Origin of the sequence: Pseudorhodoplanes sp. (assembly GCF_035565855.1) — a bacterium.
GTDB lineage: Bacteria > Pseudomonadota > Alphaproteobacteria > Rhizobiales > Xanthobacteraceae > Pseudorhodoplanes.
Window position 1 is genome coordinate 1 of the sequence record NZ_DATMRX010000205.1, and the last position, 19,646, is coordinate 19,646.

General features: G+C 64.3%; 23 protein-coding genes. 7 read left to right on the forward strand and 16 right to left on the reverse strand.

Features of this window, described 5'->3' with window-relative positions:
* On the reverse strand, positions 1–89 hold an 89-nt coding region (locus VN004_RS11370; RefSeq protein WP_325610055.1), incomplete at its 3' end, for an MscL family protein.
* Positions 90–247: 158 nt separating this feature from the next.
* Between VN004_RS11370 and VN004_RS11375 the strand changes: the two genes are divergently transcribed.
* Entirely contained in the window at positions 248–3,736 is a 3,489-nt protein-coding gene (locus tag VN004_RS11375) for a PAS domain-containing hybrid sensor histidine kinase/response regulator (protein ID WP_325610058.1), read from the forward strand.
* A 192-nt stretch (positions 3,737–3,928) separates the two neighbouring features.
* Here the strand turns inward: VN004_RS11375 and VN004_RS11380 are convergent, their stop codons facing one another.
* The 4 genes from VN004_RS11380 to VN004_RS11395 form a co-directional block, all read right to left on the reverse strand.
* Complete coding sequence (locus VN004_RS11380; RefSeq protein WP_325610016.1) at positions 3,929–5,116, reverse strand: acyl-CoA dehydrogenase family protein; 1,188 nt, start codon at positions 5,114–5,116, stop codon at positions 3,929–3,931.
* Positions 5,117–5,295: 179 nt separating this feature from the next.
* Positions 5,296–5,970 (reverse strand): response regulator transcription factor, encoded by a 675-nt coding sequence (locus VN004_RS11385; RefSeq protein ID WP_325610018.1) that lies wholly within the window; start codon positions 5,968–5,970, stop codon positions 5,296–5,298.
* Positions 5,971–6,073: 103 nt separating this feature from the next.
* Positions 6,074–6,547, reverse strand: coding sequence for a secondary thiamine-phosphate synthase enzyme YjbQ (locus VN004_RS11390; RefSeq protein ID WP_325610020.1), 474 nt, complete (start codon positions 6,545–6,547; stop codon positions 6,074–6,076).
* 22 nt (positions 6,548–6,569) lie between these two features.
* Positions 6,570–7,028 (reverse strand): hypothetical protein, encoded by a 459-nt coding sequence (locus tag VN004_RS11395; RefSeq protein WP_325610022.1) that lies wholly within the window; start codon positions 7,026–7,028, stop codon positions 6,570–6,572.
* 246 nt (positions 7,029–7,274) lie between these two features.
* Here VN004_RS11395 and VN004_RS11400 point away from each other — a divergent pair, with 246 nt between their 5' ends.
* From VN004_RS11400 to VN004_RS11425, 6 genes are all read left to right on the forward strand, one after another.
* Complete coding sequence (locus VN004_RS11400) at positions 7,275–7,655, forward strand: AtpZ/AtpI family protein (RefSeq protein ID WP_325610024.1); 381 nt, start codon at positions 7,275–7,277, stop codon at positions 7,653–7,655.
* Positions 7,656–7,695: 40 nt separating this feature from the next.
* A complete protein-coding gene (locus VN004_RS11405) occupies positions 7,696–8,445 on the forward strand; it encodes a F0F1 ATP synthase subunit A (RefSeq protein WP_325610026.1) in 750 nt (249 codons plus the stop codon).
* Between the two features lie 45 nt (positions 8,446–8,490).
* On the forward strand, positions 8,491–8,718 hold the full coding sequence (locus VN004_RS11410) for a F0F1 ATP synthase subunit C (protein ID WP_325610028.1): 228 nt from the start codon (positions 8,491–8,493) through the stop codon (positions 8,716–8,718).
* A gap of 56 nt (positions 8,719–8,774) precedes the next feature.
* Entirely contained in the window at positions 8,775–9,311 is a 537-nt protein-coding gene (locus VN004_RS11415) for a F0F1 ATP synthase subunit B (RefSeq protein WP_325610030.1), read from the forward strand.
* 3 nt (positions 9,312–9,314) lie between these two features.
* Complete coding sequence (locus VN004_RS11420) at positions 9,315–9,806, forward strand: ATP F0F1 synthase subunit B (RefSeq protein WP_325610032.1); 492 nt, start codon at positions 9,315–9,317, stop codon at positions 9,804–9,806.
* 206 nt (positions 9,807–10,012) lie between these two features.
* Positions 10,013–10,669, forward strand: a complete 657-nt coding sequence (locus VN004_RS11425) for an HAD family phosphatase (protein ID WP_325610034.1) — start codon at positions 10,013–10,015, stop codon at positions 10,667–10,669.
* Positions 10,670–10,808: 139 nt separating this feature from the next.
* Here the strand turns inward: VN004_RS11425 and VN004_RS11430 are convergent, their stop codons facing one another.
* From VN004_RS11430 to VN004_RS11480, 11 genes are all read right to left on the reverse strand, one after another.
* Positions 10,809–11,477, reverse strand: coding sequence for a hypothetical protein (locus VN004_RS11430; RefSeq protein WP_325610036.1), 669 nt, complete (start codon positions 11,475–11,477; stop codon positions 10,809–10,811).
* A gap of 121 nt (positions 11,478–11,598) precedes the next feature.
* Positions 11,599–12,177 (reverse strand): GNAT family protein, encoded by a 579-nt coding sequence (locus VN004_RS11435; RefSeq protein WP_325610038.1) that lies wholly within the window; start codon positions 12,175–12,177, stop codon positions 11,599–11,601.
* A gap of 121 nt (positions 12,178–12,298) precedes the next feature.
* Positions 12,299–13,570, reverse strand: coding sequence for a pitrilysin family protein (locus VN004_RS11440; RefSeq protein ID WP_325610040.1), 1,272 nt, complete (start codon positions 13,568–13,570; stop codon positions 12,299–12,301).
* Positions 13,567–14,982 (reverse strand): threonine synthase, encoded by a 1,416-nt coding sequence (gene thrC / locus VN004_RS11445; RefSeq protein ID WP_325610042.1) that lies wholly within the window; start codon positions 14,980–14,982, stop codon positions 13,567–13,569. The genes VN004_RS11440 and thrC overlap by 4 nt, the downstream gene beginning before the upstream one ends.
* A 184-nt stretch (positions 14,983–15,166) precedes the next feature.
* The gene (locus VN004_RS11450; protein WP_325610044.1) at positions 15,167–15,910 is read right to left on the reverse strand and encodes an SURF1 family protein; all 744 of its coding nucleotides are present in this window, start codon (positions 15,908–15,910) and stop codon (positions 15,167–15,169) included.
* Complete coding sequence (locus VN004_RS11455) at positions 15,907–16,281, reverse strand: DUF983 domain-containing protein (protein WP_325610046.1); 375 nt, start codon at positions 16,279–16,281, stop codon at positions 15,907–15,909. The genes VN004_RS11450 and VN004_RS11455 overlap by 4 nt, the downstream gene beginning before the upstream one ends.
* Before the next feature lie 180 nt (positions 16,282–16,461).
* Positions 16,462–17,313, reverse strand: a complete 852-nt coding sequence (locus VN004_RS11460; protein ID WP_325610048.1) for a cytochrome c oxidase subunit 3 — start codon at positions 17,311–17,313, stop codon at positions 16,462–16,464.
* Positions 17,314–17,363: 50 nt separating this feature from the next.
* A complete protein-coding gene (locus VN004_RS11465; protein ID WP_325610051.1) occupies positions 17,364–17,963 on the reverse strand; it encodes a cytochrome c oxidase assembly protein in 600 nt (199 codons plus the stop codon).
* Between the two features lies 1 nt (position 17,964).
* Positions 17,965–18,141, reverse strand: coding sequence for a CoxF protein (locus VN004_RS11470; RefSeq protein ID WP_325610053.1), 177 nt, complete (start codon positions 18,139–18,141; stop codon positions 17,965–17,967).
* Entirely contained in the window at positions 18,135–19,106 is a 972-nt protein-coding gene (locus VN004_RS11475; protein WP_414710280.1) for a heme o synthase, read from the reverse strand. Before VN004_RS11475 ends, VN004_RS11470 begins: the two co-directional genes overlap by 7 nt.
* A 23-nt stretch (positions 19,107–19,129) precedes the next feature.
* A partial coding sequence (locus VN004_RS11480; protein ID WP_325610054.1) for a cbb3-type cytochrome c oxidase subunit I occupies positions 19,130–19,646 on the reverse strand: 517 nt, incomplete at its 5' end.

Below are 19,646 nucleotides of genomic sequence, written 5' to 3' on the forward strand. Positions count from 1 at the left end.
ATCCGGCCGAAGGCCGCGCCGATGATGACGCCGATGGCGAGGTCGACCACATTGCCCTTGACCGCAAACTCACGGAACTCGTTGAGCATCTTTTTCATGCTTGCCTCCTGCCCGGTACCGGCGGTCACGATAGGCCGATCCGAGGGGTCCGGAAAAGCCGGTATTGCGGCCCGCGGTAGCCATGAACCGCAATTTGTGATGTTTTGTCGGCCGGGAGACTGCGGCCCGTGAAAGGGCGAAAGCCATGATGCTGCAAGGCTGGGTCGTTATCGCGATTGCGCTCGGCTATATCGGCTTGTTGTTCGTGGTCGCGAGTTACGGCGACCGGTTGCGGACGATTGCCCGCTCCGACCGCTCGCGGCTTCTGATCTACCCGCTCTGCCTCGCGATCTACTGCACGTCCTGGACGTTTTTCGGCTCGGTCGGCCTCGCCTCGAAGTCCGGCTTCGACTTCCTGACCATTTATGTCGGGCCGATCCTGATGATCGGACTGTGCACGCCGCTGGTGTTGCGGATCGTGCGTCTGGCGAAGGGTCAGAACATCACCTCGATCGCCGACTTCATCGCAGCGCGCTACGGCAAGCGTCAGTCGGTGGCGGCGCTGGTGGCGCTGATCGCGATCGTCGGCACCATCCCCTACATCGCGCTGCAGCTCAAGGCGGTGTCGGCGATGTTCGCCACCGTCCTGATGCATGTCGCGCCGCATTTCACTCCGAACGCGCTCGGCGACACCGCGCTGCTGGTCGCCTTGGCGATGGCTGCTTTCGCCATCCTGTTCGGCACGCGGCATATCGATGCGACCGAGCACCAGGACGGCCTCATGCTTGCGATCGCAACGGAATCGATCGTCAAGCTCGCGGCCTTCCTCGCCGTCGGACTGTTTGTCACCTACGCGATGTTCGGTGGGCCGACTGACCTGTTCTCACGGGCCCTGAGCCGGCCCGACACCGCCAAGGTGCTGACATCCGCGCCCGATTTCTCCACCGTGATCGCGATGACGCTGCTGTCCACGGTGGCGATCATCCTGCTGCCGCGGCAATTCCATGTGACGGTCGTCGAGAACCATTCCGAAGCCGAGATCAAGCGCGCGCGCTGGCTGTTTCCGCTCTATCTCGTGCTGATCAACCTGTTCGTGGTGCCGATCGCGCTGGCCGGCCTTCTGACCTTTCCGCCCGGCAAGGTCGACAGCGACATGTTCGTGCTGGCGCTGCCGTTATCGGCGCAGGCCTCGTTCTTCACGATCGCGGCGTTCATCGGCGGATTGTCGGCCGCCACCGCCATGGTCATCGTGGAATCGGTGGCGCTCGCCATCATGGTATCGAACGATCTTGTGGTGCCGTTCTTCCTGAAGCGGCGGTCCGAACTCGTCACCGGTCAGCGCGATGTCGGCAAGCTGCTCCTGAGCATCCGCAGGTTCGCGATCTTCCTGATCCTGCTGTTTGCGTATCTGTATTACCGCGCGGTCGGCGACGCGCAACTTGCGGCCATCGGGTTGTTGTCATTCGCCGCCGTCGCGCAACTCGCCCCGGCCTTCTTCGGCGGCCTGTTCTGGCGCCACGGCACGGCGCGCGGCGCAATCGCCGGGCTGATGGTTGGTATCATCGCGTGGTTCTACACGCTGCTGATCCCGAGCGCGGTCGGCAGCGGGATCGTCAATCCCTCGGTGCTGGCCGACGGGCCGTTCGGCATCTGGTTCCTGCGTCCGACCGCATTGTTCGGTCTCGACCTGCCACAACTCGCACATGGCGTGTTCTGGAGCCTCGCGCTGAACATCATGGCCTATATCGGCTTCTCCTTGAGCCGTGCACCCGAAGCGATCGAACGTGTGCAGGCCGACGTGTTCGTGCCGGACGCCGCTCCCGCGCCGAGCTTCCGGCTGTGGCGCTCCGCGGTCACCGTCGACGAACTGACGACGGCCGTAGCCCGCTATATCGGCCAGGAACGCACGCGATCCTCGTTCGAAAGCTTTGCGGCAGCCAAGCGCATCGATCTGTCGCCCGGCAGCTCCGCCGATTTCCAGTTGCTGCAACACGCAGAGCACCTTCTGGCATCGGCGATCGGCGCCGCGTCCTCTCGTCTCGTGCTGTCGTTGCTTCTGCGCAAACGCACGGTGTCCACCAGAGCCGCGCTCAAGCTGCTCGACGATGCAAACGCCGCGATTCATTATAATCGCGAGATCCTGCAAACCGCGCTGGAGCATGTGAGCGAAGGCATCGCGGTGTTCGACAAGGACCTGCAGCTCGTCTGCTGGAACCGGACATTCGGTGAAATCCTCGATTTGCCGCGCGACATGATCGGCATCGGGACACGGCTCGACGAGATTCTGCGGCTCCATGCCGAACGCGGCATCTACGGCTCTGGCGATATCGACGAACTCGTTGCAGGCCGCATGCAGCGCTATTCCTCGGCGTCCGAACCATTCATCGAACGGTTCGTGGCGCGCGGCCTTGTGCTCGAAGTGCGCTCCAACCAGATGCCGGGCGGCGGCATCGTCACGACGTTCACCGATGTGACGCCGAGCTTCGAGGCCGCCGAGGCGCTGGAGCAAAGGGTGCGGGAGCGCACCACCGAACTGACCCTGCTGAATGAGGAACTCGCGCGCGCCAAGGCCGACGCCGAAGAGGCCAACATCTCGAAGACGCGATTCCTCGCTGCGGCCAGTCACGACATTCTGCAGCCGCTCAATGCCGCGCGGCTTTATGTGACCTCGCTGGTGGAACGTCAGGGTCACGGCGAGGACGCGCGACTGGTCAGCAATATCGATGCCTCGCTCGACGCCGTTGAGGAGATTTTCGGCGCGCTTCTCGACATCTCGCGTCTCGACACCGGCGCGATGAAACCGGAAATCAGCTCCTTCCGGATCGACGAAATGATGCGCCAGCTCGAGCTCGAATTCGCGCCGCTGGCGCGCGAGAAGGGGCTCGACCTGAGATTCGTGATGGCGAGCGCGACGGTGCGTTCGGATCGGCGCCTGCTGCGGCGGTTACTGCAGAATCTGATCTCGAATGCGATCAAGTACACGCCGTCGGGCCGGGTGCTGGTCGGCTGCCGCAGAACCAAGGGCAATCTTCGGATCGAGGTGCTGGATTCCGGGCTTGGTATTCCGGCGGCGCAGACGCGTGCGATTTTCCGCGAATTTCATCGCCTGCAGGACGGCGCCAAGGTGGCGCGCGGTCTCGGACTGGGCCTGTCGATCGTGGAGCGGATCAGCCGCGTTCTCAATCATCCGGTTCGTCTGAAATCCGAGCCGGGCCGCGGCTCGGTGTTTTCCGTCGAAGTGCCGGTGACCGCCGCGATCAGCGCAAGTCCCCCGCAGCGTGGACCGATGCGATCGGACCCCGCGCAATTGTCCGGCATGGCGGTGCTATGCATGGACAACGATCCGCAAATCCTCGACGGCATGGAGGCGCTGCTCGGGGGCTGGGGCTGTCAGGTGATGAAGGCCGCCGATCTGCCGTCGGCCATCAAGTTGATCGAAAGTGAACGGCCGATCCTCAGCGGTCTGCTTGTCGATTATCACCTCGACGATGGCACCGGGATCGATGCCATCATCGAGTTGCGCCGGCGCTTCGGCGCCGATCTGCCCGCGATCCTGATCACCGCCGATCGCACGCCACGCGTGCGCGAGGAAGCGCGCGCCGGCGATGTGCCGATCGTCAACAAGCCGGTGAAGCCGGCGGCTTTGCGCGCGCTGCTGGCGCAATGGCGCATCCAGCACGCGACCGCCGCCGAATAGGCTTGGAGCATTTCGGTTGAGGCGCGCCCATTTTGTCATGCCCCGCGAAAGCGGGGCATCCAGTAAGCTCTTGAAGCTGTTGTGTTGACTGGATCGCCCGCTGGAGCCTGTCATCGGGCCGCGCTTTGCGCGGACCCGTTGGCGGGCGATGACAGCGAGAGAGCGGTTGCTCTTGTGAAAACGGAACGTCCTCTACGCCAGCGGGTCCGCCGGCAGGCCGAGACGGAACTTGCCGTGATTTTCGTAAGCGGTGTCGCTCATGACCTGATGGATGCCGGCGGTGTTGATGTCGCGCAGCAGGCGGCCGATCACATGCGGATGGTGCAGGCCGGTGTTTCCCGCGAAGTGATAGGCCATGGTCGCGACTTCGATCGCGACATCCGTCGCGTAAACACAAATCGCGCGGACATCGGCAATATCGGGTCCGTCCGGCGCTCCACCCGCATTCACCTTCTGCCAGAGCTGGTTATATCGCTCATGCATCAATGAACGCGCGGCCCGCAGCTTCAGGTCGGCTTCGCCGATGAAGCGATGCACCACCTGCCGCTCGTCGAGCTTCGAGGATCGGAACGTGCCGCGCGTCGTGGTGGCGATCTTGATGAGTTCGTCGAGTGCGCGCCGTGCGCCGCCGATCGCGACGCTGCCATGCTCCTTGGCGACATAGCTGAACGGCGGCAGCTTGTAGGATGGCCCGCCGCGCAGCGGCTTGGGATGCAAGAGATCCCAGACGAAGGTCTGGTCTTCCGGCAGATCGTAATCCTGCACCGAAAAATCGACCGAGCCGGTGCCGCGCAGTCCGGTGACGCCGCCCCAATTGTCGTAGAGCGTCACGTCCTTTGCCGGAAAGGCGGAGAACATCACCACCGGGCCGCCCTGACCGTTGTCGCTGTTCTGCACGACGGTACCGCCGAGCACCCATTCGGCATGACGGATGCCGCTGTTGAAGCGCCAGCGTCCGCTGACCTTGTAGCCGCCGCCGTCCTTCCGTGTGGCCTGGCCGGCGGGAAAGAACGAGATCGAGGCCGTCGGCACGTGGCCGTTCCTGAAAACCTTGTCGAGGCCCGATTGCGGGAGGAAGGTGCCGAGCGATGCCACCGCGGTCGCGCCGACCATGGTGCACCAGGCGCTGGTGAGGTCGTGATACGCGACCTCTTCAAGCACCAGCATCTCGGTGAGCGGATCGGCTTCGGCGCCGCCCATGACGGATGCAAGCTTCAGCCGGAAGATCCCGGTGTCGCGCAACGCATCGACCGCGGCTGGCGCCAGCGTGCCGAGTTCCTCGCTCTGCGCGCCCGACGCGCTGAGCGTTGGACCGATTGCCGCGACTGCATCGAGCAGCGCCTTGCGCTTGGCCTCCGGATCGGCGGGAAACGCCACCATTGCTTGTCCTCCCTTTGTATTTTTGTCGGTGTCTTTTACGAAAGCAGCCGCGCGCTCCTGTCATCGGCCGCGAAAGCGGACGTTCGAGTCAACACAGCCGTTCGGGAATTGACGGGATGCCCCGTTGTCGCGGGGCCTGGCAGAACCGGGCGAGGCGATCTGACGTCAACCAAGATCGCCTAGTGCTCCACCATGGCCTGCGGCCATTGCCCGACTTCGATCTTGGACGCGGCGATCACCGCCTGGGTGCGGCTCTCGACGCCGAGCTTTTGCAGGATCGCGGAGACATGCGCCTTCACGGTGGCTTCCGACACCGACAGCTCGTAGGCGATCTGCTTGTTGAGCAGGCCCTCCGACAGCATCATCAGAACGCGCACCTGTTGCGGCGTCAGCGTTGCAAGCCGTGACAGCAGCGCCGCGGTTTCGGCGTCGGTGCCGGCATCGAGATCGACATCCGGTGGCGTCCAGATTCCGCCTTTGAGAACCGCGGCAATGGCGTTGCGCATGCCCTCGGTATCGAGCGTCTTCGGGATGAAGCCCGACGCGCCGAAATCCATGCAACGGCGGATCACCGCCGGATCGTCATTGCCCGATACGACAACGACCGGCACGCCCGGATATTGCGCACGCAGATACATCAGCCCGGAAAAGCCCCGCACGCCGGGCATCGACAGGTCGAGCAGGATCAGGTCGACATCGGCGCCGTCATCGAGGAGCTTGGAGACTTCGTCGAACGAACCGGCTTCGGCAAATTCGACACGGGCGAACAGGCCGCTCACGGCCTCCCGGAGGGCCCCGCGAAACAGAGGATGGTCGTCTGCAATGACCAGCCGATAGAGCGTGCTGTCGGTCACTCTGTGGTCGATCCTCTCCCCGGAGCGAACCGCGATCGGCGGCGCACCGTGTGTCGACTTTACAACATTTTCGCCCGAGTCGAGAGATTTGCCGCGCGGCCGGTTAAACCGTGCTGCCGGTGAATTGCAGGACGATCTGCCGCCGGTGCGGCCGCTCCCGGTGCTCGACAAGATAGACGCCCTGCCATGTTCCGAGTTGCAGCCGCCCGTGAAGAACCGGGATCTGCAACGAGACGTCCGTCAGCATGGTGCGGATATGCGCCGGCATGTCGTCCGGCCCCTCGGTGTCGTGCACCCAGCCGAAATCCCGCGGCGCGAGGTGACGCAGCGCCGAAACGAGATCGCGCAGTACGTCCGGGTCGGCATTTTCCTGGATCGTCAGCGATGCCGATGTGTGGCGCAGGAACAGCGAGACGAAGCCGGTCTGCGCGTGGGCCTGGCCGATAAATTCACGGATGTCGGCGGTGATATCCTGGAAGCCTTCGCCGGGGGTCTCGACGGTCAGTTCCGCAGTCGCGATCACGTCAGGAGTGACGGTGGCAATCGCCGACAATGTGCGTCTCGCAGCAGGTTTCATCGCGGAACGTCGATGCCGCCGGTCAGATCGGCGTCATTTCCCGCTGCCAGCGCTGCACCATTTCGACCAGCCGCTTCCAGAGCCGTTCCATCACTGCGACGGCACGGTCGAGTTCCGCGTCGCTCGGCAGTTTCAGCGTCGGCTTGTCCGGCTCGGGCGCCTTGGCCGTTCCGCCGCCGGGCGGCGTGATGCCGCGCGCCAGCAGCTCCTTCTTCAGCGCGGCATTGTCCTTCTGGAGCCGTGCGATTTCTTCCTCGAGCGCCGAGCGCTCATCCGGAACCGGGTGGCAGGACCAACCCATGGGGCGCTTCGCGCAGAGCGAGACCTGGCCGGTCCGCTGGTCGAGCCGCAGATAGCCGTCCTCGACCCGGTTGAAGGCATACCGGCCATTCTCCGAATCGGGTGCGCCGGCCTGGCCAAAGGCGGCCACCGGGATGGCAATGGTCAGGCCGGTCAGGGCTACAACGAGGAGGCGCGGCATGAGGTCAATCTCCAGTCGCGGATGATTTGCTTCTAGCACTGCGCATCCTTGCACCGAAAGTCTTGGGCCCAAGCCGTGAGGCGTGGTGTCGCCGTTGGCTAAGACAATGGAATTGCTGCATTTTCTATCTATTGCGCGGTGCACAGCGTTTCTTGACTCGACACAACCCCATCAGTATGGTCCGCGCGGTTTTTGAGGGGTGTCAGGACGTTCGAACGTCTTCTTCCCGACGCGAGTGTCGAAAGCATGGCTGAGGGCGCGCGCGACAAGGACGAGGAATCGGCTGGCCGTCATTCCGAGGAGACCGCTCTCTCCGCGAGGCTCAAAGGTCTCGGCGCGAAGCTCGGCCAGACCGGGCAACCGAAGCCGGCCCAAAACGACTCCGGAAAATACGTGTCCGATCCGCAGGCAATGGCGAAAGGGTTTCGCCTGTCTACGGAACTGGTCGCGGGCGTGATCGTGGGAGCGATCATCGGCTGGGTGTTCGATCGGCTGACCGGGTTTTCGCCCTGGGGACTGATCGTGTTCCTGCTGCTGGGTTTCGCGGCTGGTGTGTTGAATGTGATGCGGGCGGCCGGCGTGGTCGCTCCGAGCAAGCTTCCCGGCGGCGACGCCGACAAACGCTAAGGGCCGCATTCGCGGCGACTGAAGGACAAGACCGAAGGCCATGGCCGACCCGATCGCCCAATTCCAGATCAAGAAGATCGCAACGCTTGGTCACATCGGCGGTCATGAGATCGCCTTCACCAATTCCGCGCTCTACATGCTGATCGCCGTCGCCGGCATCTCGCTCCTGATGATCGGCGCGACGTCGAAGCGGCAGCTGGTTCCGGGCCGAATGCAATCGGTCGCCGAGCTGACCTACGAATTCGTCGCCGACATGTTACGAAGTTCGGCCGGCAACGAGGGGATGAAATTCTTCCCGCTCGTCTTCTCGCTTTTCACCTTCATCCTTTTCGCCAACATGATCGGGCTGATCCCCGGCACCTTCACGGTGACGAGCCACATCATCATCACCGTGATGATGGCGATGATCGTCTTCCTGACCGTGCTCGGCTACGGCATCTACCGGAACGGCCTGAAATTCCTGAAGCTGTTCGTGCCGAGCGGCATCCCGATCGTGATCCTGCCGCTGATCGTCATGATCGAGCTGATGTCGTTCCTGTCGCGGCCGCTGTCGCACTCGGTGCGTCTGTTCGCCAACATGCTGGCCGGGCACATCACGCTGAAAGTGTTCGCGGGCTTCGTGACCATGCTCGGCGGCATCGGTGCACTCGGCTGGCTGGTCGCGGTCCTGCCGCTCAGCCTGACGGTGGCGCTGACCGCGCTGGAATTCCTGGTCGCGTTCCTGCAGGCCTATGTGTTCACCATCCTGACCTGCATCTACATCAACGACGCCATTCACCCGGGCCACTAGGTCCGTCCACAAGATATCCAACGGACAAACGAAGAGGAGTTCTCCATGGATCCCGTCGCAGCGAAGTACATTGGTGCCGGCATTGCCTGCATCGGCATGGGTGGTGCCGGTGTCGGCGTGGGCACGATTTTCGGCAATTATCTCGCCGCCGCGCTTCGCAACCCGTCGGCCGCGCAGGGCCAGTTCGGCAACCTGATCTTCGGCTTCGCCGTGACCGAAGCGCTGGGCATCTTCTCGCTGCTGATCGCGCTGCTGCTGCTGTTCGCGCTCTGATTTGATCTATCCTCTGCGCGGACCTCGGTCCGCGCATGGGGCTTTGAGGCGTTCCGATGGCGATCCTTCTCGCGACCACGCAAGCTCCGGGCGGCGCCAAGCCGCAGTTTCCGCCGTTCAATTCGGAAACCTTCGCGTCCCAGATTCTCTGGTTCGCGATCACCTTCGTGCTGCTCTATCTGTTGATGTCGCGCGTGGCATTGCCGCGCGTCGGAGCGATCGTGTCGGCCCGCGCCGGCAAGATCGCCGCCGATCTCAGCGAAGCGCAGAAGACCAAGGACGAAACCGACGCTGCGATCGCGGGCTACGAAAAGAAGCTTTCGGACGCACGCGCCAACGCCCAGTCGCTTGCCGCACAGACCCGCGACAAGCTGATGGCGGAGGCCGAGGAGCGCCGCAAGACGGTCGAGGCCCAGCTCAACGAGCGCCTGCAGCAGGCCGAAAAGACCATCGCCCAGACCAAGACCGCGGCGATGTCCAATGTCAAAAGCATTGCGACCGATGCCGCTTCGGCGATCGTGGAGCGTTTGATTGGTAACAAGCCCGAAGCGGGTGCCGTGAACGACGCGGTCGAGAAGTCTCTGAAGGGCTAGGTCATGCACCTGATTTGGGAAGCGGAGTTCTGGGTCGCGGTTGCGTTCCTGATCTTCCTTGGCGGCCTGCTTTATGTCGGCGTGCACAAGACCATCTCCAACACGCTCGACAAGCGCAGCTCCCGCATCCAGGCCGAGCTCGAAGAAGCGGCCAAGCTGAAAAGCGAAGCGCTGGCTCTGCTCGCCGAATACAAGCAGAAGACCGCGAACGCCGAGCAGGAAGCCGCTGCGATCATCGAGAGTGCCAAGGCGGATGCCGAACGGCTCGCCGCGGAAGCCCATGCCAAGCTCGAGGATTTTGTCTCGCGCCGCACCAAGATGGCCGAGACCAAGATCGCCCAGGCCGAGGCTCAGGCGCTCGCCGAAGTGCGCAGCATCGCGGCCGATGTCGCCGCGAGTGCCGCCGAGAAGGTCCTGGCACTCACCGCCAAGGGCCATGTCGCCGAGCAGTTGATCGCGCGTGGCATCGACGACGTGAAAAAGAAGCTGAATTGATCAGCGGCTTCGTCTCGTCCTGCCTTTTCACAGAACCTCTCTGCACAACGGATTACCGCGACGCTTCGCCGCGGTATCGCTGTGCACATCGGGCAAAACGGGCCGGCGGCAATGACGCGGGTTCGCACGGGCGCCGAGTTGTGGCCATACTTGCTGATTCGAATCAGCTGTGGCGACGAATCGATCCGCGCGCATAAATCACATCCATGATCATCTTCGACTGCAATGGCGTCCTCGTCGACTCGGAGCCGATTGCGGCTGCGGTCGCCGCGGAGGCGTTCCAGAAGGTCGGCATCAACATGACGGCCGAGATGGTCGCGCGCTACTTCACCGGGCGCCGGCCGGCCGACATGTTCGTTGCCGTCGAAGAGGCTGCGGGCGTCAGGCTGCCTGCGAACTTCGCGACGCAGGTTTCGAGCGCCACGCTGGTCCGGCTGCATCAGGAGGTGCGCGCCCTTGCGCATGTCGAGCAGGCGCTGAGCTGGCTGCGCGGGCCCAAGGCCGTCGCATCCTCATCGAGTCTCGATCGTGTCCGCATCTGCCTGAACGCGACCGAGCTTTCGCGCTTTTTCGGCCACAACCTGTTTTCAGCGGTTGATGTGCCCGAAGGCAAGCCGGCGCCGGATCTGTTTCTTCATGTCGCGCAGCAGACCGGCGTTCAACCGCAGGATTGCATCGTGGTCGAGGATTCGCCGGCTGGCGTCACGGCCGCGGTCGCGGCGGGCATGACGGCAATCGGCTTTGTCGGTGGCAGCCATGCCGGCGAGGACATGCCGGGCAAGCTCCAGCAGGCGGGCGCGGTCGCCGTGATCGCCGACATGCGGGCGCTCAAGCCGGAAGTGACGCGGTTGCGCGGTTACTGACCGAAGCCGCGCCCTGGCTGTCATTGCCCGCGAAGGCGGGCGATCCGGTAAAACACGACTGCTTCAGCAGCTTGCTGGATGCCTCGCTTTCGCGGGGCATGACAAGGAATGGTGGCGATTCCGCCTCGACCCAAACGCCCTAGTTCTTCTTCGCGGGGCGCTTTTTCGTCTGCCGCCGCTCCTGTGCCGAGCCCAGCGGGTCGTATCCGACATAGATGACATAACGATCGAACACCGCCGGCGGCGGCATCGGCACGGCCATTTCTTCTTCGATATGGGTGAAGGACACGCTCGGCTGACCCTCGCCGATTGTCACCGGCACCCGATAGAGCTTCGAATAGACCGTCTTCGGCTCCGGCCCTTCCTCAACCAGCGCATAGCGCACCGGCACTTCGATGGTCCCCGGCGTTCCGGCAGGGCCGAGAACGACGCGGCCATGCAGGCCGACCTTGATGGTGAGCGTGCCGGCGACATTGGCGCATTCGCGCGCGAGCTGCACCACCGAAACCTGGTAGCGCAGTTGCATCGCGGAAGGGTCGCGCGCATTGGTGTTAATGGTGATGGTCCCGGCGCCACGCCGGATGTCGGCATTCGGGCAGGTATCGAGCGCGGTGGAGGCGCCGGTGGTCGAGGCCGGCGCCGGTGCGGTCGTGGTCCCTGTCGCCATCGCCCTCGTGAAGCGCTCGCCGAACGACGTGCCGTCCCCGCCGCCGGAGGACGAGCAGCCGGCGACGGTCAGCATCACCGCGGCGAGTGAGATAAAAGCTGAGATATGGCGGCCATATCGGCCCGCCTTGACGCGACGCATGTGCAAACTAGCCCGGCTGCTTGCTGGCCCCCTTGCGCGGGCACCCCAAGTCCCCCGCCGCCCTTATAGCAACCGAACCATGGCCAGCCCAAGGCGCAAGCGCGCCGCATGCCGCCGGTGGTTAATCGCCGCGCAGGCGCGCGTACAACAGATGATCCTGCCACAGGCCGTTGATGCACAGATACTCGCGGGCATAGCCTTCGCACTTTAAGCCGGTGCGCTCCAGCAGCCGGATCGAGGGCTGATTGGTCGGGATGCAGGCGGCTTCGATCCGATGAAGCCGCAGCACGTCGAACGCGAACGGGATCAGCGCGGAAACGCCGCGCGTCATGTAGCCCTGCGCCGCGAACGGCTCGCCGACCCAATAGCCCATGCTGCAGGTCTGCGCGACGCCGCGGCGAACATTGGTGAGCGTGATTCCGCCGAGCAAGGCGCTGTCCGCCTTGCGGAACATGAGGAAGGGATAGGCCTGGTCGCAGCGCGTGTCCTCGGCATAGCGGCGCAGCCTGCGGCGGAAGGAGGACCGCGTCAGGTCGTCGTCCGGCCAGGTCGGCTCCCACGGCACGAGGAAGCTCCGGCTTCGTTCGCGCAGATCGGCCCAGGCGCTGAAATCGGAGATCTGCGGCGCGCGCAGGAAGACCCCGTCGCCCTGCACGACGGGGTGCGTCTCGCTGAGCTGGATGGAGCGAAAGAAGGCCATTGTCCCCGCGGCGCGCCTTGCGCCGCTCGTTCCAGCAGAGATGGCCGGTCACCGATATGCGAACCCGGTCCGGCTCTGCCAGACACGAACGACCGAAATGCGCTCCCTCCCTGCAACCATTCTACACGGCGGCGCGTGCGAATCGCTCCACGATATCCGCGGCGCGTTCCGTCCCGCGTCCCGGTCCCAAGCCTGCAATGGCGAGCCGGCTGCGCGCAAGCAGGTCGAGCCCGGCTTGCTGCGCGCTCTCGACGGTCACCGCCTCGATCTTGGCGACGATCTCCGGCAGCGGCAGCGGGCGGCCATAGACCATGATCTGGCGCGCGATCTGCTCGGCGCGGGCGCTCGAGCTTTCCAGCGCCATCAGGAGGCTCGCCTTCATCTGGGCCTTGGCGCGCGCGACCTCCTCGGGGGTGATCGAGTTCACCGCGCGTTCGAGCTGGTCGACCACGACCTGCACGAGTTCGGGCGCGTCATTGTCGTCGGTGCCGGCATAGATCCCGAAAAAGCCGGTGTCGGAATAGGCCATGTGGAAGGCCGAGATCGAGTAGCACAGCCCGCGGATCTCCCGCACCTCCTGGAACAGCCGCGATGACATGCCGCCGCCGAGGATGTTGGTGAACACCTGCAGGCTGAACAATTGCGGATGACGCTGCGGCAGGCCCTCCATCGCAAGCGCCAGATGCGCCTGTTCGAGGTCCTGCTGCTCGACATAGGTGCCGCCGATGAAGCGCGCCGCTTCGCGCGGGTGCCGGTCGGCGGCGCCGAAGCCCGCGAACAGACGTTCCGCCTCGTCGACGATCATCTGATGGGTGACCGATCCCGACGCCGCGATCACCATGTCGGGCCCGCGATAATTCCGCGACAGATAATGGCGCAGCCGGCCGGCATTGATCGAGCGGACGCTGTCGCGCGTGCCCAGCACCGGACGCCCGATCGCCTGATCGGGAAACGCGCAGCGCTGCAGGTGATCGAACACGATATCGTCCGGCGTATCCTCGGCAGCGCCGATCTCCTGGATGATGACGTTCTGCTCGCGCGACAATTCCTCCGGATCGAAGGCCGGATTCGTCAGAATGTCGGACAGCACATCGAGCGCGAGCGGCACGTCCGCCTTGAGCACGCGCGCATAATAGGTCGTCATCTCGATCGAGGTCGCAGCGTTGAGATCGCCGCCGACCGCCTCGATCTCCTCGGCGATCTGGCGCGCGGTGCGCTGCGTCGTCCCCTTGAACGCCATGTGTTCGAGGAGATGCGATATGCCGTGCTCGTCGCCGAGTTCGTCGCGGCTGCCGGCGCCGACCCAGACGCCGAGCGAAGCCGATTCGAGATGCGGCATGGCATCCGTCACGACAGTCAGTCCGGACGGCAGACGGGTGACTTCAACGCTCATGCTGCGGCTCCTTCACGCGCGGCTCGGGACGCCGCCAGTACAAAATTCTCGATTTCTTTCGGCTCCGGCGGCAGCACCGTGATGTGCTCGGGCCGCTCGTTCAGCCCGGAGAGCCATTCGGGCAGCTGCGGACGCGCGCCGCAGGCCGCTTCGACGGCGTCCGGGAATTTCGCCGCATGCGCGGTCGACAGCACGACCATCGGCAAGGCCGCATCGCGCGGTTCCTTCTCGGCGACGGCGAGGCCCACCGCGGTATGCGGATCGACGAAATGGCCGGTCTCGCGCAGCGCCGTGCGCATGACCGCATCGACCTCGTCCTCGCCGGCGCGTCCCGCGGCAAAGCCTGAGCGGATCGCGGCCAGGGGGTCCGCGGCAATATCGAAGCGCTTGGATTGCGCGAAGTTCGTCATCAGCGCGCGAACCGCCGCGCTGTCGCGGCCATAGGCCTCGAACAGCAGCCGTTCGAAGTTCGACGACACCTGGATGTCCATGGACGGCGACGTCGTCGCCACGACATCGCGTGGCTCATAGGTTCCGGTGGTCAGCGCGCGAACGAGAATGTCGTTGACGTTGGTCGCGATGACCAGGCGGTCGATCGGCAAACCCATGTTGCGGGCGACATGGCCGGCGAAAATGTCGCCGAAATTCCCGGTCGGCACGGTGAAGGCGACCTTGCGATGCGGGGCGCCGAGCGCGACCGCAGCGGTGAAGTAATAGACCGCCTGCGCGACGATGCGCGCCCAGTTGATCGAATTGACGCCGGCGAGCCTGACGCGATCGGCGAAGGCATGGTGATTGAACAGGCCCTTCACCAGCGCCTGGCAGTCATCGAACGTGCCCTTCACCGCGACGGCGTGGATGTTGTCGTCCTGCACCGTGGTCATCATCCGGCGCTGCACGTCGGAGATCCGTCCGTCCGGAAACAGCACCACGAGATCGATGCGATTGCGTCCGCGGAACGCTTCGACCGCCGCGCCGCCGGTGTCACCGGACGTCGCGACAACGATGGTGACGCGCTCGCCCCGCTGTTCCAGCGCGTAGTCCATCAGCCGCGCCAGGAACTGCATCGCGAGGTCCTTGAAGGCGAGTGTCGGACCGTGAAACAGCTCGAGGAGGAAGGTATTGGTGTCGACCTGGCTCAGCGGCGCGACCGCCGGGTGGCGGAAGCTGCCGTAAGCCTCGCGTGCGATCCGCGACAAATCGCGGATGTTGATCTGGTCGCCCGTGAAGGGACGGATCACCTCGACCGCGACCTCGGCATAAGGGCGGCCGGCGAAGGATGCGATCGTGTCCGCCGACAGGCGCGGCCAGGTCTGCGGCACATACAATCCGCCGTCGCGGGCAAGCCCGGCGAGCGTCACATCGACGAAGCCAAGGATCGGGGCTTCTCCGCGTGTCGACAGGTATTGCAAAGCAGGTCCTCGAACCCGCCCCAGCGGAACTATCCACAGGCACGGGCAGTATAAGTGATTGATTTAACGGAGATTTCCCTTAATCGGGGAAATGCACTGCGCCTATTAGACTAGTGGCTCGGGGGCGCTTGCACAAGGAAGGGCAGGGCTCGGCGTCGGTTCCATGGTACCGATCACGAGAGAATTATGAGGTGCGGTGATACCGTTCCCGAATAGCCCAGGCGCCGAAGACCGCGAGCAGCGAGGCGGCGAGGCCGAACCACGTGATCGCGTAACCGAGGTGGTCGTTGCGGAGAGTCACAGTGAGAGGACCGGGCTTCGGAAAGCCGCCCGGCGGCGTCGGCGATTGCTGGTCGATATAGAAGGCGCCGACCGGACCCCACCCGCGGGCCGCGGCCATGGCGTGAGGGTCGCGGACGAACCAGACGTCGTCCTTGGCGACACGCTCCTGAGCGAACCAGCCGGGTGATTCCGGCCAGCGCAGGTAGCCGACGATGTCGGTTGCACCGGCGGGTGGCGCATCGCCGCGGCGATCCATCGGGACGTAGCCGCGATTGATCACCACGGTCTGACCGTCCGGAAGGCGAGCCGGTGCGAACACGAAATAGCCCGGCTGCTTGAGGTCCCTGCGCAGCGCGGAAACCCCCGTATACAGATAGACCGGCTTCGCATCGGGGATGAATTCCACCGACAGCGACACGCGCTGGAATTCAGAATTGTCTCGAGTCATCGCGGCCCGCGACGAAGCGTCAGGCAAACGTCTGGGCTCAGCTGCCATCTGATGGTTCAGCGTCGCGATCAGGTCTTCCTTCCATTGCTTGCGCTGCAGCTGCCAGGTCCCGAGCCCGATTAGGATCGCGAGGCCGATCATCGTGAGCAGGCCAGGGACAAGAAGCCGCCGCCAATACGGGCGTGCGGCGTCGGTCATGGCTTGGGCTCGCGCACCTCAAGCCGTCCCTCGGCAGCCTTGTGACGAAATTGCAGGGCGATCATCAGCGCCTTGACCGGGCGCAGCGGCAGCAGCGTCGTCAAAAGGATCAAGGGAAGCCAGACGAGGGCGTGGACATAGAAGGGCGGCTGATAAAGCACCTCGACCACCAGCGCTGCGAATACCACGATGAAACCGGCGGCGAGAATGATGAAGACGGCCGGACCGTCAGCGGAATCGAAGTTGCTGTAATCCAGCCCGCAAACCTCGCAGCGCGGACGAAGCGACAGGAAACCCTGAAACAGCTTGCCCTGACCGCATTGGGGGCAACGGCAGGTCAGGGCGGCGGTGACGGGTGATGGTTGCGACATGGGACTGTTCGACCGCGATCGGTGCGCACCGAATGTAGGACGTAACGGCCCGATCCGTAACCCCGCGAGCGCCTGCGCATGGCATGGCTGCTCTCACCGGAATGACATGCGCACCACGACCCCGCGCCAAAGAAAAAGGCGGCCGAAGCCGCCTTTTCCCGATCCGTGAGATGCTGGCCGTCAGGGTGCGATGCCGGCGAAGTGCGACCCCGCGCCCCAGACGTAGATGCAGGCGAACAGGAAGATCCAGACCACGTCGACGAAATGCCAGTACCAGGCGGCGAATTCGAAGCCGAGGTGCTGCTTCGGCGTGAACTGGCCCGCGTAGACGCGCAACAGGCATACGATCAGGAAGATCGTGCCGATCAGCACGTGGAAGCCATGGAAGCCGGTCGCCATGAAGAAGGTGGCGCCGTAGATGTTGCCTTTGAAGCCGAAGACGGCGTGGCCGTATTCGTAAGCCTGCACGCAGGTGAACAGCGCGCCGAGGATCACGGTCAGCCACAGGCCCTTCTTCACCGATTCGCGGTCGCCTTCGAGCAGCGCGTGATGTGCCCAGGTCACGGTGGTGCCCGAGGTGAGCAGGATCAGCGTGTTGAGCAGCGGCAGGTGCCAGGGGTCGAAGGTCTCGATGTTCTTGGGCGGCCACACGCCGCCGATGAACTCGGCGCGCATGAATTGCTGCGCATCGCCCGGGAACAGCGCGACGTTGAAATAGGCCCAGAACCACGCCACGAAGAACATCACCTCGGAGGCGATGAACAGGATCATGCCGTAGCGGTGGTGGAGCTGCACGACGCGGGTGTGGTCGCCGTGCTCGGCCTCGTTGATGACGTCACGCCACCATCCGATCATCGTGTAGAGCACGCCGATCAGGCCGGCGGCGAAGACCAGCGGCGCCAGGGCGAAACTCTTGTGCATCCAGGTGATGGCGCCGACCGCCATGATGAATGCGGAAATAGAGCCGACCACGGGCCACGGGCTCGGATTCACGAGGTGGTAGTCGTGATGCTTGGTATGACCCCCAGCCATTCTTCAGTCTCCGTCTCGATCCTTTTGCGACGCGAGGAGCGCCGTAGCTTCTAAATCCGCCCCGCCTCGGCGCCCGTGGTGGTCTCAGCGACCGGCCGTTGCGGCGTCCGTTGCGGATAGAATGTGTATGAGAGCGTCATGCTCAGGTTGCTTCCGGCATCCGGGTCGCTGGCCAGCGCCGGGTCGACATAGAACACGACCGTCATCGCGCGGGTTTCGCCCGGCTTCATCGTCTGTTCGGTGAAGCAGAAGCAGTTGATTTTCTGGAAATAGGCGCCCCAGGCGAGCGGGACGACATTGTACCCGGCAACGCCGTGCGTCTCGCGCGCGACCATGTTGGTGACGGTGTAATCCACCGTGACCACTTCGCCGAGGCGGGCGGTGATCTCGTTGCGCTCCGGCGTGAATTTCCACGGCAGGCCCGGCCCGACATTGGCGTCGAAGCGGACGGTCACGGTGCGATCGAGTGTCTGTGCCGGCGCCGACGTCGCAACCTGCGTCGTGCCGTTGAAGCCGGTCACGCGGCAGAACCAGTCATAGAGCGGCACGGCGGCATAGGACGCGCCGACCATCAACGCGACGAATGCGCCGCAGCCGGTGGCTACGGCGATGTCACGGACAGGCGTCTTGCGATTGGGACCCGCGCTCATGTCACAGCGGCCGGTTCAGGACGCCGGGGCCTTTCACCAGCGTCACGACATAGAAGAGGATGGCGAGAACCGCGAGCAGGATCGCGAGCGCAACCGAGCGCTGGCGCCGCGCGCGCTTCTGTTCGGGGGTGAGGACGATGCCCTCCTGGTCGGGCTGTTTGTCCACGGCAATCACCATACGAGCTGCCCGAACGACCAGCCCGTGCTTTTCTCGACGAGCAGCACGGCGAACAGCAGGAACAGATAAAGGATCGAGAAGCCGAACAGCGACTTGGCGGCCTTGACCGTCGCCTCGCCTTCGGCGGCCTTGCGCAGGCGCAGGGCGTAGACGACGAACATCACGCCGCAGACGAGCGAGATGACGCCGTAGACGAGGCCGGCATAGCCGAGAATGAAGGGCAGGACGCCGACCGGGGCGAGCAGCCAGGAATAGAGAACGATCTGGCGGCGGGTTTCGGCCTCGCCGGCGACGACCGGCAGCATCGGGATGCCCGCGCGCGCATATTCGTCGGACCGCAGCAGCGCGAGCGCCCAGAAATGCGGGGGCGTCCACAGGAAGATGATCAGGAACATCACGATCGGCTCGAGCGCGATCGAGTTGGAGGCCGCGGCCCAGCCGATCACCGGCGGGAAGGCGCCGGCGGCGCCGCCGATGACGATGTTCTGCGGCGTCGAGGGCTTCAGCCAGATGGAATAGATGACCGCGTAGAAGAAGATCGTGAAGGCGAGCAGAGCAGCCGCCAGAACATTCACGAGCAGGCCGAGAGCAACCACAGAGAACACGGCGAGGAACAGCGCAAAGCCCAGAACTTCGCCGCGGCGGATCACGCCTTGCGGGATCGGGCGCTTCGCGGTGCGCGACATCTTGGCGTCGATGTCGGCTTCGTACCACATGTTGAGCGCGCCGGACGCGCCGGCGCCGATCGCGATGAAGAGCAGCGCCGTGATTCCGATCACCGGATGAATCTCGCCCGGCGCCGCCACGATGCCGACCAGCGCGGTGAAAACCACGAGCGACATCACCCGCGGCTTCAAAAGTGCGAAATAATCGCGCGGCGTCGCCAGACTTGGACCGGCATGCGCACCCGCATTCGCCGCGGGAAGCGGCGAGGGCAGGTGCGCGGTATCGGTTTGCATCGACATGTCAGGCGATCACCGTACGAAGATCACTTGATCTTCGGCAGGACTTCGAACTGGTGGAACGGCGGCGGAGAGGACAGGGTCCATTCCAGCGTCGTCGCCCCCGGCCCCCACGGATTGTCGGCCGCCTTCTCCTTGCGGGTGAAGGCGACGATCAGCCCGTAGAAGAAGATCAGCAGGCCGAGCGCGGAGATGTACGAACCGATCGAGGATACGTAGTTCCAGCCCGCATAAGCGTCCGGATAGTCGGCGATGCGGCGCGGCATGCCGGCGAGTCCGAGGAAATGCTGCGGGAAGAACAGGATGTTGACGCCGATGAAGGTCACCCAGAAGTGCAGCTTGCCGATGGTTTCGTTGTACATGTAGCCGGTGATCTTCGGGAACCAGTAGTACCAGCCTGCGAAGATCGTAAACACCGCGCCCATCGACAGCACGTAGTGGAAGTGCGCGACGACATAGTAGGTGTCGTGCATTGAGCGATCGACGCCAGCATTGGCGAGGACCACGCCGGTGACGCCGCCGACAGTGAAGAGGAAGATCATG